The organism is Streptomyces sp. WM6372, from assembly GCF_001279655.1.
In the GTDB taxonomy this organism is placed as follows: Bacteria; Actinomycetota; Actinomycetes; order Streptomycetales; family Streptomycetaceae; genus Streptomyces.
On the sequence record NZ_LGDB01000252.1, the window covers coordinates 26909 to 41911 of the forward strand.

The 15003-nt window shown below is 70.8% G+C and carries 15 protein-coding genes; 5 read left to right on the forward strand and 10 right to left on the reverse strand.

Going from position 1 to position 15003, the window contains the following annotated elements:
• Nucleotides 1–209 precede the first annotated feature (209 nt).
• The 3 genes from ADK52_RS38485 to ADK52_RS38495 form a co-directional block, all read right to left on the reverse strand.
• Nucleotides 210–443 carry a hypothetical protein gene (locus ADK52_RS38485; protein WP_053694503.1) on the reverse strand — a complete coding sequence of 78 codons (234 nt, stop codon included), beginning with the start codon at nt 441–443 and terminating at the stop codon, nt 210–212.
• 382 nt (nt 444–825) lie between these two features.
• Complete coding sequence (locus ADK52_RS38490; protein WP_053694516.1) at nt 826–2550, reverse strand: BCCT family transporter; 1725 nt, start codon at nt 2548–2550, stop codon at nt 826–828.
• Nucleotides 2551–2967: 417 nt separating this feature from the next.
• Nucleotides 2968–3219 (reverse strand): hypothetical protein, encoded by a 252-nt coding sequence (locus tag ADK52_RS38495; RefSeq protein ID WP_234344434.1) that lies wholly within the window; start codon nt 3217–3219, stop codon nt 2968–2970.
• Nucleotides 3220–3444: 225 nt separating this feature from the next.
• On the opposite strand from ADK52_RS38495, the gene ADK52_RS38500 reads away from it, so the two are divergent.
• The 4 genes from ADK52_RS38500 to ADK52_RS38515 all read left to right on the forward strand — a co-directional run bounded on the left by ADK52_RS38500 (nt 3445) and on the right by ADK52_RS38515 (nt 6910).
• On the forward strand, nt 3445–3921 hold the full coding sequence (locus ADK52_RS38500; RefSeq protein WP_053694505.1) for a hypothetical protein: 477 nt from the start codon (nt 3445–3447) through the stop codon (nt 3919–3921).
• A 267-nt stretch (nt 3922–4188) separates the two neighbouring features.
• Nucleotides 4189–5025, forward strand: coding sequence for a CPBP family intramembrane glutamic endopeptidase (locus ADK52_RS38505; RefSeq protein WP_107090281.1), 837 nt, complete (start codon nt 4189–4191; stop codon nt 5023–5025).
• Nucleotides 5022–6302, forward strand: a complete 1281-nt coding sequence (locus ADK52_RS38510) for a sensor histidine kinase (RefSeq protein WP_078988932.1) — start codon at nt 5022–5024, stop codon at nt 6300–6302. The genes ADK52_RS38505 and ADK52_RS38510 overlap by 4 nt, the downstream gene beginning before the upstream one ends.
• Nucleotides 6266–6910 carry a response regulator transcription factor gene (locus ADK52_RS38515; protein WP_053694506.1) on the forward strand — a complete coding sequence of 215 codons (645 nt, stop codon included), beginning with the start codon at nt 6266–6268 and terminating at the stop codon, nt 6908–6910. The genes ADK52_RS38510 and ADK52_RS38515 overlap by 37 nt, the downstream gene beginning before the upstream one ends.
• 206 nt (nt 6911–7116) lie before the next feature.
• Here ADK52_RS38515 and ADK52_RS43240 read toward each other — a convergent pair whose 3' ends face one another.
• Nucleotides 7117–7275 carry a hypothetical protein gene (locus tag ADK52_RS43240; protein WP_199828619.1) on the reverse strand — a complete coding sequence of 53 codons (159 nt, stop codon included), beginning with the start codon at nt 7273–7275 and terminating at the stop codon, nt 7117–7119.
• 112 nt (nt 7276–7387) lie between these two features.
• On the reverse strand, nt 7388–8428 hold the full coding sequence (locus ADK52_RS42015) for an ArsR/SmtB family transcription factor (protein WP_053694507.1): 1041 nt from the start codon (nt 8426–8428) through the stop codon (nt 7388–7390).
• A 231-nt stretch (nt 8429–8659) separates the two neighbouring features.
• Here ADK52_RS42015 and ADK52_RS38525 point away from each other — a divergent pair, with 231 nt between their 5' ends.
• A complete protein-coding gene (locus ADK52_RS38525) occupies nt 8660–9001 on the forward strand; it encodes a hypothetical protein (RefSeq protein WP_053694508.1) in 342 nt (113 codons plus the stop codon).
• A gap of 163 nt (nt 9002–9164) precedes the next feature.
• Here ADK52_RS38525 and ADK52_RS44715 read toward each other — a convergent pair whose 3' ends face one another.
• From ADK52_RS44715 to ADK52_RS38545, 5 genes are all read right to left on the reverse strand, one after another.
• On the reverse strand, nt 9165–9287 hold the full coding sequence (locus tag ADK52_RS44715) for a hypothetical protein (RefSeq protein ID WP_267887325.1): 123 nt from the start codon (nt 9285–9287) through the stop codon (nt 9165–9167).
• A 179-nt stretch (nt 9288–9466) separates the two neighbouring features.
• Entirely contained in the window at nt 9467–10474 is a 1008-nt protein-coding gene (locus ADK52_RS38530) for a zinc-binding dehydrogenase (protein WP_234344435.1), read from the reverse strand.
• 57 nt (nt 10475–10531) lie between these two features.
• Nucleotides 10532–11116 (reverse strand): TetR/AcrR family transcriptional regulator, encoded by a 585-nt coding sequence (locus ADK52_RS38535; protein WP_063784056.1) that lies wholly within the window; start codon nt 11114–11116, stop codon nt 10532–10534.
• Between the two features lie 82 nt (nt 11117–11198).
• Nucleotides 11199–13109 (reverse strand): copper resistance CopC/CopD family protein, encoded by a 1911-nt coding sequence (locus tag ADK52_RS38540; protein WP_053694511.1) that lies wholly within the window; start codon nt 13107–13109, stop codon nt 11199–11201.
• A 278-nt stretch (nt 13110–13387) separates the two neighbouring features.
• The gene (locus ADK52_RS38545) at nt 13388–14116 is read right to left on the reverse strand and encodes a DUF1775 domain-containing protein (protein ID WP_053694512.1); all 729 of its coding nucleotides are present in this window, start codon (nt 14114–14116) and stop codon (nt 13388–13390) included.
• Nucleotides 14117–15003 lie beyond the last annotated feature (887 nt).

Sequence of the window (15003 nt, forward strand, 5' to 3'; positions counted from 1 at the left end):
CGATTCCGCACCCCGTGGCCGGCCATTTCGTCGGTGGCCCAGGTCCAGGATCGGCGAGGACGGTCCAGGTCGTCGGTCGAAGGCAAGCGCGTACCGCCGCCGGAAGCGCCCCTGACCGGCCGGCAGGGCCTTCAGCACTTAACGTACGGGGTGGCTGCCCCGGCACCACGACCGCCAGTCCCACCCCAGCCTCACCCAGCGAGCCGAGATCAGCTCACGCTCATCCCCCGCTCCGGCCACACACCCCGCTCCGTGTGCAGCGCGTTGAGCTTCCGCGAGGCTTTCAGGAACGTGTAGTCGATCTGCGCGTCCTGGACCGTCGAGGTGCAGGACGCCCTGTCCACGGTCAATCGCCGCTCGAAGTCGTCGGGGTCGTCACCGAATTCGTATTCCACGAGCTCGTCGGTCTCCGAGATTTTCCGGAAATAAACGATCGCAGCCATTTACCGTTCCCCTTCGAAGTCTCCACGCTTGTCCAGCGGTCCCGATTTCTGCCATGTGTACGTCTCGTTTGGCACTCGGTGTGCCCGCTGGTAGGCGCCCCCTGGTTCTCGCTCAAAAACGCCAGCTCGGCGAGCCCGAGCTTGGGCAGCAACTGGTCCTCCGGCAGTGCCTTTCCCGAGCGCGATCGGACCATGCGTCCGCGATCTCCGCATCCGCGCCGAACTCCGGGGCGAAGCCCGTGGAGCCCTTGTCCCGGGCCGGCCCCTGCTTGTGTCCGCTGATGGCTTCGATGTCCCCGTCGCCCTTCATAGAGTCCCCCGCGCAAGCCGGGCCGTGGCGCGGGGCCCGGCCCGGCCGGGCGGCGTACGGCGGGTGTACCCGTCAGGGGGTCGGGGGTGGGGATCCCGGGTCTTTGCGTTCGCGGTCGTCCTTCGTTTTGCCGGGTGCCTCGTCCTGCGCCGGGCCGATGCGGATCTCGAACCCGCCCGCGTACTTCTCATGGCCCGCGATCACGGCTTCTTCCACCGCCTCCTCCGCGAGTTCGCTCCGGACGATCAGCGGGTCCTGGCGGAGGTCGCGCAAGAGGGCCCAGCACATGCCGATCATCACCAGGACGAACGGGGCCGCGACGAGGATCGTCAAGTGTTGCAGGCCCGCGAGAGCCTCGCCCTTGCCCTCACCGACGAGCAGCATCACGGCCGCCACACCACCGGTCACCACACCCCAGAAGACGACGACGAACCGGTCGGGTTCGAAGGTGCCCTTCTGGGACAGGGTACCCATCACGATTGACGCCGCGTCGGCGCCGGAGACGAAGAAGATGCCGACCAGGATCATCACCAGCAGGCTCATCACACCGGCGATCGGGAACTCCTGAAGCACTCCGAAGAGCTGCGCCTCGGGCGTGGTCGCGCCGCCGAGCTTTCCCTGCTCCTTCAGGCTCATGGCCGTACCGCCGAAGATGGCGAACCAGACCAGGCTCACGCTGCTGGGCACCAGGATGACGCCGCCGACGAACTGACGGATCGTGCGGCCCCGGCTGATGCGCGCGATGAACATGCCGACGAACGGCGTCCACGAGATCCACCAGGCCCAGTAGAAGACCGTCCAGCTGCTCAGCCAGTCGGCGACGTCATTGCCGCCGGTGGACGCCTCGGTGCGGCCGATCAGCTGGGGCAGCTCGTCGAAGTACGCGGCGAGGGAGGTGGGGATCAGGTCGAGGACCAGGATGGTGGGGCCGACGACGAACACAAAGACCGCGAGGATGACGGCCAGCACCATGTTGATGTTGGAGAGCCACTGGATGCCCTTCTCCACTCCGGAGACGGCGGAGAAGACGAAGCAGACGGTCAGCACGCCGATGATGACGACGAGCAGCCCCGTCCCGGCCTTGTTCAGCCAGCCCACCTCGTGCATGCCGCTGCCGATCTGGAGCGCGCCGAGTCCCAGCGACGTGGCCGAGCCGAACAGCGTGGCGAAGATCGCCAAGATGTCGATCACCCGGCCGGGCGCGCCCTCGGCGCGCTTCTTCCCGAGGAGCGGGACGAAAACGGCGCTGATCGTCTGCCGCCTGCGGCGTCGGAAGGTGCTGTACGCGATGGCCAGGCCGACCACCGCGTAGATGGCCCACGGGTGCAGCGTCCAGTGGAAGAGCGTGGTGGCGAGCGCCGTCTGCATGGCGTCCGCCGAGTCGGCGGGGTCGGTGCCCGGCGGCGGATCGGTGTAGTGCGCGAGGGGTTCGCTGACGCCGTAGAACATCAGGCCGATGCCCATGCCGGCACTGAACATCATGGCGACCCAGGAGACGGTGCTGAACTCCGGCTTCTCGTGCTCCTGGCCCAGTTCGATCCGTCCGTACCGGCTGATGGCGAGCCAGAGCGCGAAGACGACGAACCCCGAGGCTGCCAGGACGAACGCCCAGCCGGCGTTGTGCATCAGGCCGTTCAGCAGGGTGTCGGAGACACTCTCCAGCGAGCTGGTGGCCGTGACACCCCAGATCACGAAGCCCAAGGTCAGCACGGCCGTCACACCGAAGACCACCCGGTCGGTGACGGCCGTCTCGTCCTCGTGCGGGTGGCGGCCGGGCAAGGCCGCCTTCACGGGCAGCCGCCGCCGTGGCCCCGGTTTGTGTTGCTCCTGAGACACAGGCGGCACCTTTCGCGATCACAGGCCGATTTCGGCTTCTGACATCCCCTACCACGGCGCGCACCCGTGTCCCGGCATCAACAGGCGTCGAGGGGCTCCCCTCTGCCGGGCGATAGGCCGCACAGGTGTCAAGGAGGAGCGGCACGGGGGTTCGGCCAGCGGGTTGTCGGCCAGGCAGCGGGAGGCGCGCCGCTGGGAGCGGTCTCGCCGAACCGGTTCAGGGGTGGGTGGGATCCGGTCACCTCGGTGGCCGCCGCTGTCTCACCTTTGGGGAATCACATGCGGCTGCGGAGGGCGGGGCACGACTCCCTCCCCTGTCGAAGCCGAGTTCCTCGCACTCGGCGTCCGCCGGGCAGGACAGCACAACGCGAGCGGTGGTCACGCGTAGCTGAGGACCACCAGCAGCGCCGCGCACTCCGCGAGAAGCTGGGCGGCGAGCGCCACCTGCCGTACCCGTCCGACGGGCGCGGCCAGGGCGACGACGAACGCGACTGCGCCAAGGCCGGCAGCCCAGCCGAACAGCACCCCGGGCAGTCCTGCCGTGCATTCCTCTCCGTACGTCAGGCAACGCGCCGCGCGCTCGGAGGACAGGACCACCACACCGGCCGCCAACACTGCCGGGACGAACAAGCCGGCGCACAGTACGGACCAGAGGCGCGAGCGGTCCCTTCCTGCGGCCGCGTCGGCCGGAGGCATCGGAGGGGGGCGGTTTCGTTCATGGCCCGATCCCACACGACCGTAGAGCCCGGCACAGGAGCGGAGGTACTCAACCAAGCGTGAGTACCAGGGCCCAGGTCACTGACGAGCCTGCCGGCGCCGCTCGCCTTGTCGGAGGCCGACCGTAGGGTTCACCAGGTGAGTGACATCCATGAACTGATGATCGCCGTCGACCTGCGGGACGAGATCTCCGAGCAGGAACTCGCCGAGCTGAACTGGCACCTGGGAACCGGACCCCAACCGGAACGCCTGTCGATCGTCACCGAGTTCCCCGTCGTCGTGGTGGACGACTCAGGGATCCCAGTGATCGAGGACGAGCCGTACCCGCTGCTGGCCGGGCACGGCGCGGCATGGCGGGTAGGCGGCGTGCTCTCCTCCGCACTGACCAGTCGCGCGGATCTGCCGGGGCAGGGCTGGTCGCTGACGTCCCGCCAGGAGGTCCATCCGGACGAGTTCGAGAAGGTCGGCGAGCTGCTCTGCTGGTTGGCCACGAGGGCTCACGAAACGAACCTGCTCGGGGACAGCGGAGTCGGGATCGGATCCCTCAGGTCCTATGAAGCCGAGGTTCCGGAGGTACTCCACGTCAAGAACGGGCAGGTCGACTGGCCGGCCTGAAGCGCGTCGCACATGACTGGCGAGGAGCATCCTCCAAGCCGTCGCACGCCGGGCGGAATCCCGACGAGATCGCCCGACCCGCACCGGCTTCCTCACCCGCGCAACGGCATGGTCCGGCGCACGAGGCGTCACCGACGGGCGCGTGCTGACCGGCAACGGGTGTATCCAGCTCCACCCCAACCCGGTTGCCAGGTGCAGTGGTTCGTCGGGTGGCGGGCGGCATCGTGGTCCGGGTACTGATGCGGCGGACGGACAGGGAAGATGCTCATGGGACGCACGGATGGCGACTCTGTGGGGCGGGCGGAGCGTGTCGCGGTGTGGAGCACGGTGGGGGTGTTCACTGCCGTGGCCTTCGTGGCGGCCGGAGCGTTGGGGGCGGCGCAGCCGGCGACCGGTGTACCGGACGAGGTCGTGCAGCTGACCCAGTTCGGGCCGGCCCTCGCGGTGGGTGCGGCTGCACTGTACCGGCGCCGGCAGACGCGTGCGCTGCTCCGGGGCGCGGAGACGGGAGCGGGCGCTCGATCCGTCAGCGGTGTGGTGCTGCTCGGTGCTGCCGGGCTGATCGTCGCGCTCGCCGTGCTCGGGTACAAGGCGGTCGGCGGGGAGGCGCGCTTCACGCCGCCGGGTTCGCTGCACCACTCGTTCGCGCTGATCGCCGCGGCCCAGCTGGTGGGGGCCTGCGGGGAGGAGGTCGGCTGGCGCTGTTTCCTCCAGCCGCTGCTGCGCACCCGGCTGGGTACGCTCGCCTCTTCGGTGGCGGTGGGAGTGCTGTGGGGGGCCTGGCACGTGCCGGTCTTCGGGCGGGCTCCCGCCTACGCCGCCGGGTTCCTCGTGGCCACCGTGGCGATGTCGGTGGTCTTGGGCGTCGCGCTCGAGGGAACGGGCGGGTGGCGGCGGTTGCTGCTCGCGGGTGGCTTCCACGCCCTGGTCAACCTCGGACTGCTCCTCTTCATGGACGAGGAGTCAGGGGCGGTCCTGCCCATGGTCTGCTTCGGGCTGTCCTGTCTGGCCGTGGCCGTGGCCGTGATCGTGGCGGCGCTGCGGGCGGGTCGGCGTGCACCGGACCCGGCGGCGCCTGTACCGGCTACCCTGCACGGGACATGAGTTCGAACCTTCGCCGGCTCCGTAGGGAGTTGTCCCGTCGCACGGCCGCGGTCGGCCGCTGCCAGCTCGCCGGTCTGCTGGGCCTGTGGGTGGCGGCCATCGGAGCGGGCGTCGTGGGAGCCTTGCTGTTGCTGCCCGTCGGCCTGGGCTTCCGAGTGCTGCCGCCCGCCGCGGCCGCGTTGCGCCGGTGCGGTGACCGCGCCCGGCAGCGGGCGGCGCAGTGGTCGGGGGTGCGGATCGCTGCGCCGGATCCGCTCCCGAGGACCGCGGGGACGCGCGCGGTCCTGGCCGACGCGGGGTTCTGGCGGGACCTGACCTGGGCGTGGCTGGAGCCCGTGGTGGGCGGTCTGCTGGTCGCCGTACCGCCGTCCCTGACCGTGTACGGGCTGTTCGGGGTGCTCGTGCAGCCCTTCGTGTGGCGGCTCCTGGACGACGGCAACTGGTACGCCTTCGTCCCCGTGCACAGCACCGCCCTGATGCTCGCGGCGTTCGTGCTGGGCCTCGGCTTCACGGTGGCGGGGCTCCTCCTCGCGCCGCCCGTCCTGGGCCTGCACGCGCGGTGGGGGCGACGACTGCTCGCCGGCCCGCGGACCACCGAACTCCAGCGCCGTATTGGACAGTTGACGGACAGCCGAGCCGAGGTGCTGGACGACCGGGCGGCTGAGCTGCGGCGCATCGAGCGGGACCTGCACGACGGGGCGCAGGCCCGGCTCGTCGCCCTCGGGATGCGCCTGGACAGCGCGACGCGTCTGCTCGAGGACGATCCGCCGGCCGCCCGGGCCGCGCTGATCGAGGTACGCGAACTGTCCGGACGGGCGCTCGAGGACCTGCGCGGCCTGGTCCGCGGCATCCAGCCGCCCGTCCTCACCGACCGCGGTTTGGGCGACGCCGTGCGCTCCCTGGCCCTCGACAGCTTCCTCGACGTGCATGTCGAGGTCCGGCTGGCCGGGCGGCTGGCCGCCGCTGTGGAGTCGGCCGCCTACTTCGCCGTCAACGAGCTGCTGGCCAACGCGGCGAAGCACTCCGGTGCCGGCCGCGTGGACATCGCCCTCGCACACGACGCCGCGGGCGCCGGCGGCCCGCGGCTGCGCGTCACCGTCACCGACGACGGCCGCGGTGGCGCGGACCCCTCCCGGGGGACCGGGCTGCTCGGTGTCCGAGGGCGATTGGCTACCTTCGACGGAACCCTCGTCTTGCACAGCCCGCAAGGCGGCCCGACCACAGTCACCTTGGAGATCCCGTGCGCGTCGTCCTTGCCGAAGACCTCTTCCTTCTGAGGGACGGCCTGGTCCGCACGCTCACCGAGCACGGCTTCGACGTCGTCGCCGCCGTGGACAACGGCCCCGGTCTCTCGCGCGCCCTGCTGGAGGAGCGACCGGACGTGGCGGTCGTCGACGTGCGCCTGCCGCCGACCTACACGGACGAGGGCCTCCAGGCCGCCCTCGAAGCCCGGCGCCGCCATCGCGGTCTGCCGGTGCTCGTGCTGTCGCAGTACGTCGACCAGCTCTATGCGAACGAGCTCCTGTCGGGCGACGACGGCGGGGTGGGCTACCTGCTGAAGGACCGGGTCACAGACACCGGCCAGTTCATCGACGCCGTACGCCGCGTCGCCGCGGGCGGCACCGTCCTGGACCCGCAGGTGATCGGACGGCTGCTGTCGCGGGGCGAGGCCCGCGGCACCATCTCGGCCCTCACCCCGCGCGAACGCGACGTGCTGGAACTCATGGCGCAGGGCCGCTCCAACGCCGCCATCGCGGGAACACTCCACTTCAGCGAGAGCGCCGTCGCCAAGCACACCGCGAGCATCTTCGCGAAGCTCGGCATCGCCCCCTCGGCCGAGGACAACCGGCGGGTCCTCGCCGTCCTCGCCTACCTGCGACGCTGAAGGCCCGGCCGCGCCCACCGGGCAAGATCCCCGGGGCGGGGCGGAAGGTCTCGCGGTCGTCGGGACCGACGCGCCCCACCACGGCGACCGGCCCCCGGACGAGGAGTTCGGTCGGATCGCGGCCCGGATGCGGGCCGGCATGGGCGCCGGTGAGAATCCCGGCGAATCGGCCACCGGCATGCACAGCCATCCGGCTGGTCGGGCTGTCACGGACTGGCAGGCGGGCAGGCGGGCAGGCAGTCCTGACCGCGGTCCAGCGCCTCGACCAGGTCGGCGTCGGCGTCGGCGGCTGCAGGCTCGGGGTACCGCTCATCGCCGCGGAGCCCCGGATCCGCGCCGCGGTACTGGGGCTGCTCGGTGCGCACGGGCCGGCCGAGGACGCCGCGCGGATCACCGTACCGGTGCGGTTCCTGGCCAGGAAGATCAGTGAAAGCCGGGTTCCCCCTCGGGATGGTCCTCGACCTGCACGAACCGCCCTTACGGGGCAGTGGAGGTGAGAAGTGTCTGACCGGCGAGGGTGAGGGAGTGGATCGCGCTCTTGCCATGGCGGTTGAGGGCGGTGAGTCCGGCGTGGCGCAGGGTGGTGGCGTGTTCGCTGGCACTGGCCGGGGAAATGTGGGCGTGCCGGGCAAGCTGGGTCGTCGTGCAGGCAGGATGATCCGCGATCACGCACAGGACGGTGGCGCGAGTGCGGCCCAGGAGCGCTTTCAACGGGCCGGGTATGCCGGCGTTCGGGCTGGAGTGCCGGATCGGCGGTTCCCATAAGCGGCAGGCATCCGCCGGGTCGTCGAGCGCGGGGTAGATCAGCAGCAGACTCGGCCGGTCGGGACGGACGAACAGTTGCGGCACGGGCCCGCACTGGACGGATGGTGCGAGGATCACGTGACGGCCCGCGACGGGGAAGTCACTTCGGCTGAGCAGAGGTTGGTAGGAGGGGATCTCCAAAACGGGGGGTTTCCAGGAGAGCAGGGGCCGCAAGCCGTCGAACAGCCCCGCTACCCCGCCTTGCGCCATGAGCCGCGTGCGGAGTGCCTGCTCGGAGTGCAGGTGGTCATGGATGCGGTCCCAGTACGGGGCGAGGAGCACGTCGTGGCAGTGAGCCAGGGTATCCGCCAGCCGGTTGCAGGATCCGCGGGCACCGCTCAGGCTCTGGCCCAGCCACGGCACTCGCCGCCGGTTGAGGCCCGGGTGGACGGTGAATTCTTCTCTTACGTCTCGGCACGGCACCCCGCGCAGTCGGTCCAGGCCCTCGTCGATGGTGGCAGCAGGGCCGGTCAGAGTGAACAGGTCGACCTGCCCCTGGCCGCCCGGACCCGCTCGGGGCGCGGCGAGGAAGCGGGCCACGTCCCGGCCGTCGGAGTTGATGGAAGCCGCCGAGCGGGACCTCCAGCTGCCGAACACCACTGGACGGTCGCGTCGCTGGAGGTTCCCCAGGGCGAGCTGGGTCTCGGCCAGCGGACCCAGCACGGCCAGCTGCACGTTGGCCAGGTCCTCGGTGGTGAAGTGCAACCGCAGCATGCCTCGTCCTCCCCGGGCCAAGAGTGATTGCCGCGGGACGATCCTGACGGCTCCGCTCGATTCGGAGGAGCCCGAAACGAGTCGACTCCGCCGTCGGGCGCGCCGAATCTGGTCATGTCCAAAGGCAATCCGCCGGAAAGCCCACCAGCGCACGGTCCGTGGAGATGTGCAGGCCGTGTCCGTCTGCCGTGCGGTGCCCGGCTCATCCGCTGATCCCATGAAGGGAATCCTGTGTTCAAGACCAAGAGGACGGCCGTGCTCTCATCCATGGTGGCCGGCGTCGCCCTGACCACCGCGCTCGCCGCTACCCCGGCGGCGGCCGACGTGCACCGGAGCAGCACATCCTCGGCCACCGCAGCCAGCCCTGTCGCGACCATGGACGGCTGCGCGTCGCTCGTCAGCAATGCGGCCGGCCGGGCAACCGTGAAGAACATCTGCAGCTACAAGGTCTGGGCCACGGTCTCCGTGGACTGGTCGTGGGACCCGACCTGCATCGACATCAACCCCGGCAAGACCCGCGCCCTCACCTGGGACCCCGGCAAGGGCAAGGCGGAGTACGCCTACGAATGCTGAGGTCGCGGAAACGGCAACCCTGGCACTGAGTGATCCTGTCTCGTGCACCTGGATCCCCGTCTGAGGGGAAGCCGCGAAAATGTGGTCATGGTGCACGTACTCGCCTGCGTCCGGTGGTATACGGGGAGGACGCAGGCGAGTACGCCCACGGCGGCGCTTGTTGTCAGGGGAAGTCCGGGCACTCCTCGGCAAAGCCCTGCGAGACGGGCTGCCATACGCCGTGGTCCTCACGCCCGCTCAGTCGATCCGCTTCCTTCGCGGTCTCGATCAGCTGGGTGGTGGTCAAGGGTACGGCCGCCGCGAAGACCCGCCCGAGGTGGCGGCTGTGCAGTATCGGGCGGAGTCCCTCCGAGTACGGCCCATCGGCGACCGCGAAGAGATCGATGCGCCCTGAGCAATTTCAGGAGTAGCGCAGGGCCCTCTCGCGCGGGAGCGCGGAGCCGGCGCGGCCGGGCATCTGGCGCTTCAGCTGACGGTGACGACCATCTTCCCGAGGGCTTCCCCGGCCTCCATGGTCCGGTGGGCCTCGACGATCTCGTCGAACCGGAAGACCCGGGTGGGACGGGCCCGCAGGGCACCGGCGTCGACCTTGGCGTAGATCTCGTCCAACGGTACGTCGGTGAGCGGGAATGCGGGGGTGCCCAGGACGAAGGCGCTGCCGAAGAAGCTGAGGCGGACTCCGCTGGGGAGATCGGCGATCGGGTCGAAGTCCCGTACCGGGTCGAATCCGCCCAGGAAGCCGAGCTGGCACACCCGGCCGCGCGGCCGGACCAGGGCCAGCGAGTCGCGCAGGACGCTGTTGCCGACGACGTCGAACACCGCGTCGACGCCGGCCTGCCGCTCCGCGACCCGGGTGGCGAGCGCGCCGTCGTCGATGAGGACGTCGGCGGCCCCGAGCTCCTTCAGCAGTGGTGCCCGCTGCGGGTCCCGGGTCGTGGCGAAGACGGTCGCGCCGTGGTCGACCGCCAGGTTGAGGGCGGCCTGGCCGAGTGAGGAGGTCGCTCCCCGCACCAGGACGGTCTCGCCCGGCCGTAGGTCCAGATTGCCGAACAGGCCGCTCCAGGCCGTCGCGTACACCTCGGGCACCGCCGCAAGATCAGCCCAGTCCATGGATGTGCGCACGGCCACCACGTTGGTCGCCGGCACGGTCACCAGCTCCGCGTAACTTCCGTTGCGGGTCCGTCCCATGCCTCCCAGGATCGCCACCACCCTCGTTCCGGCGGGGAGTTCACCGGACGGGTCGTCCTCCACCACCCCGGCGCACTCGATCCCGGGTACGGCGGCGACCTTCCCCCAGGCGCCGCTGCGCATGTACGCCTCGGCGTGGTTGAGGCCGAACGCCATGACCCGGATCAGCACTTCGCCGTCGGCGGGCACGGGGTCGGGCAGTTCGGTGAGGGTGAGCACCTCGGGGCCGCCGTGGGCGGAGATGACGATGGCCTTCATGTCCCAGCTCCATTCTTGAGCACTCATTCAACTATTGGTGCGAAGAAAAGGGCCACCTCGAACGGTGGCCCGTACGCCTCGCCGTCAGGCGAGAGCGGCGAAGGCGTTGTCGACGATCGCGCGCAGGAGCACCTCGTCGGGGTTCGCCTTCCCGACGACCATGAGCCCCTGGCAGGCGGCGACCAGCAGCTTGGCGCTGCCGGCGCAGTCCAGGGAGGCTCGGACCTGCCCCCTGCGGGCCGCGTTCTCCAGCGCGTGGGTCATGCACCGTTCGAGCCGCGCCAGGTGGCCGCGGACGACGGCCGCCGCCTCGTCGTCCTCGGCGGCGTTCTCGATCGCCGTGTTGACGAGCAGGCAGCCCTGCCGGCCTTCGGGACTGAGCAGATCGCGGACGAGTCCGTCGAAGTAGCCGCGGACCTCGCCCACCGAAGCGCCCGGGGCCTCCAGCTCGCCCAGCTTCTCGGGGACGACCAGCCGCGAGTACCGCTCCAGCGACTTCAGGAACAGCGCGTGCTTGCCGCCGGGGAAGGCGCTGTAGAGGCTGCCGGGCTTGACGCCGGTCGCCTTCACCAGGTCCTCGACGGACACCGCCCGGTACCCGCGCTCCCAGAACCGCAGCATGGCCGCGTTCACAACGGCGTCGGGCTCGAACTCTCGCGGTCTGGGCATGAGAAGAAAATACATGAACGACCATTCAAGAACAATGCATCCGGCACCCTCTCCGCATCCGCGCCCCGATCGAGCGCCGCGGCTACGTGATGCGCACGGTCCCGTGCACGGTGATCTGGTCGATGTCGGAGGTGCGCACCGTGAGATCGATGGTCCACTCGCCGGGCATGGGCAGCCGCAGGTCGTACGTGGCCCAGTACCCCTTCTGGTTCTTGAGCTTGGCATCGAGCGGGCCGATCGCCAGGTCGGGCTGGGTGAGGGCGAGGCGGAGCTCGGGGACGGTGGCGAGGCCGCCGTCGTCGGTGTAGACGACCGCCTCGACCGAATTCTCGCCCACCCGTCCCGGAGCCAGCGTGATCTGGATCTTGCCGCGGTGGTTGGCCGTCCCCATGTCGAAGGGAAGCGTGATCACCTTCACCTGCGGCTCCTGCCCGACGGCGACCGAGGACGACTCGGCGGCCGCGGCCCGGCTGGGCTGGGTTCCGGTGAGCAGGGTGGTGATCGCCAGGACCACCACGCCGAGTGCGGCTTCGGCCATCACGGTGCGGCGCAGGCCACGCCGGTACCCGTCGGCCCCCTCGACGGGCGGGGCCCCGGTGGCATCGCCCGTCTGGCCTGCGGCAGAGGTGTCGGGCGCGCTGCCGAGGCCCGTCGCCCCCGGGGAACCGGGCGCCCCCACCATCTCCGCCACTCTCACCTGATCATGTTCGCGCGTGCTCGATGCCTCAGCGGCCGGTGGTGGTTCGTTGCGGAGGCGGGCGGTCCAACGGCGGGAGTACGACGCCACGTACAGGACGAGGACCACGACGGCGACCTTCACGATGAGGGTCTTGCCGTACGACGTGGTGGTCAGCGCCTGCCATGAGCCGACCTGCCGCCAGGACTGGTACACCCCGGTGCCGACCAGAACGGCGACCGCGGTGAAGGCCAGCGTCGAGAAGCGGCCCACCGCGGGCGCGGGAATGCCGTGGCCGGCTGTCCCGCGGGGTCGCAGGGCGATCACCAGCGTGATCAGCCCGCCCAACCAGACTCCCATGGCCAGGAGATGGAGCGCGGCGACCGGAACGGCGAGCAGCACCTGGGGCCCGGCGGAGGCATGTTCGGCGGCGGTCCAGGTGAAGGCCAGGCCCAAGGCGAGCCCTGCCCCGGTCAGGCGGACACGGAGATCGAGGTCCGGCGGTTGCGATTCCTCGTCCGACTCGGCGAGGCGCACAGGCGGGCGCCACCGCATCACAGCGGCGGCCGCGAGCAGCAGTACGAGCCGTGCGAGCAGCGCGATGCCGGGCCTCCCGGTGGCGGTTCGGCCGAGCTGGGCCAGGTCGAACGCCGACGTCAGCGGTCCCGCCGTCTCGTACGGGCCGCGCAGGAGGAACAGGGCCACGGTGGATGCCGCCAGGGTTGCCCATCCGGCAACCAGCAGCCGTCGTACCGGGCGGAGCGCGGCCGCCCCGGACCAGCACATGAGGATGAACGCGGCCGCGCCCACGAGGAGGGCGAGGCCGCTGTAGGCGACGTAGCGGAAGAGGCCGTGGAGGCGGCCGACTACCGTGTCGTCCGGCGAACCGGTCGTCACCGCGACGGCGGTATCGGAGGGCTTGCCGACGGAGAAGGTGAACGCGCCGGAGACCGGGTGGCTGTCGGCGGAGACGACCCGCCAGGCGACCGTGTAGGTGCCTTGGGGCAGCTTGTCGGACAGCTCCACCCGGGCCGTGTTCTCCTTGCCGTCGGCATGCCGCGCCGGGCGGGGGTTCACGCGTTCGTTGGCCGGGGACAGCACCCTGAGTGCGTCGTCGGGAAAGCTGACCGACTCGGTGAACGTGAGCGTGACCTGGCGGGGCGGTGCGTCGAGGACGGTTCCGTCCGCGGGATCGGAACCGCTGAGAGCGGTGTGCGCGAGGGCGGGGCCGGCCCCGCCGAGCAGCAGGGCGAGTACGGCCCCGACCAGTACCAGGACGGTCAGCGGCTTCCTGGCAGGAGGTGATCCTGTGTACATGACGAGCGGTCTCCGGGGTGGCTGTCGTGAGCCGGGGCCGTCGCCGCCCGGGACTCGATCGTGCGGAGCGGCGGTCGGACGGTGTGGCTCACGGGAGGCGGCACGGCGGACTGCGGCGGGGCTGGGACTGATGACGAGATGTGGACCATAGTGCCGCCGGACGCAGCCCCGGGCCGGTTAAGCAACTTCCGCTAAAGCCGGTTACGCGCGTCTCGGATCGGGCGTTCTCCGTGTACATTGCACCCGCTGTTCCGGCCTCCCCGCCCCTGCCACTTCGGTCAGGCCCGGCTGCGGCTGCGGCGCAGCCACCACAGGGTGCCGGCGGCGGTCAGCGCCACGACGACCGCTGCCACGCCGAGCACCGCTCCGGTATTGCCGCCCGCCTCCTTGCCGTTCGCCGTCTCCGCGCTCGCGGCAGCGGCGAGAGCGGAAGGAGCCGCCGCCGACGGCTGTACGGACGGGACGGCGCTCGGCGTCTGCGGGGCGTTCTTGGCGATCGGCTCGGCCCCGGGTGCGGCCGCCTTCAGTTCGAGCACGGGGGCCGGATTGTCGACCTTCTGCCCGTCGGTGGGGACCTCGATCCAGCGAGCGACCTTCCCGTCGCCGTAGGTTTCGAGGGTCTTGAAGGCCAGCGACTTCTCGTCGGGCAGCTGACGCACCGTGATGCTGTACTCGGCGTCGACACCGGTGGCCAGAGCAGTGCCGCCGACGGTGTAGCCGTCGGGGGTGGCCGTGAGCTTCCACTCCTTGGGAGCCTCCTTCAGCGTCACGGCGTCCGGGGTGATGCCCTTCGGGAGTACGACCCGCAGCTCCGAGATGCCCGCACTGTCCGACTCCGCCTCGGAAGCGAAGGAGAGGGTGACGTTCTCGGCGAGGGCGCGTGCGTCGGAGGCCGTGACCTCGGCGTGTGCGGCGGCGGGCCCGGCGCTCACGCCGATGGCCACCAGGGCGCCGAGGGCCGCGAGTGCCAGGGTGCGGGGACGAGGGCGGGTGGGTGTTCCGGTCATGATGGAGGAGCCTCTCGGTACGGGGGCGGACTTCATCCCGCGGGGGCGCTGCCCGCCGGGATCAAGGGGAACGTCTCCTGCACATCCGGCAGGAGGCCCCCGGCGTACCACTGCATGGCAGAGCATCGCTGCCGCCAACGGACTTGGGGCGAGGCCGTCGTGCCGCACGGGCCCGGCGTGTGGGTGGGGCCCGAGCCACGGGCGGCAGAGGGCGCCGAAGGCCGCGGCTGCGGCTGCCACCGCCCTCTGGGCCCAGAGGCTCACCGTCTCCGGCAGGCGGCTGAGCTCCCGGTCGGCGCGGTACATGAGCAGAGCCATCACCCATGCGGCCACACCATGGGCTGCCGCCATCTCCCACATGCCGTGGTGTGCGGCGCGCGCGACGTGCGGTCCCGCGCCGTGACCCTCGGCCGGTCCATGACCTACCGCCTGCTGGACGGACAGCATGCGGTGCAGGCCGAGTTGAGCGATTCCGGTGGCCGTGACCACGTGCCACCAAGGGCGGGATGTCCGCGCCACCAGCCACGACAGGACGAAGGTGATCGCCGCCCCGCCCGCCAGCCGGCACCCGGCGATCGGCTCCCCCGACGCCAGGTGATGGCTCACGACGGCCAACGCCGAGCTGAGCAGCGTGAACACGACAGCCCGCGGCCAGCGTCCGCTCAGCCGCTCGGGCTGCGGACACGAGCGCGTCCTTGCGTGGGCTCCGGTCATGTCGGGCCCATCATCCACAGCCGCCGTCGCCGTCAGGCCCCAACTATCAATAGACGAGCAGCTTTCCCGATCGGAAGGGAAGTGGACCCGTCCGAACACCCGGTCACCGGCTCGGTGTCAGGCGGGTTCCGGGGTGTCGGCGGTCGGGGGGCGGGTGCGGGCCAGGGTGGGGG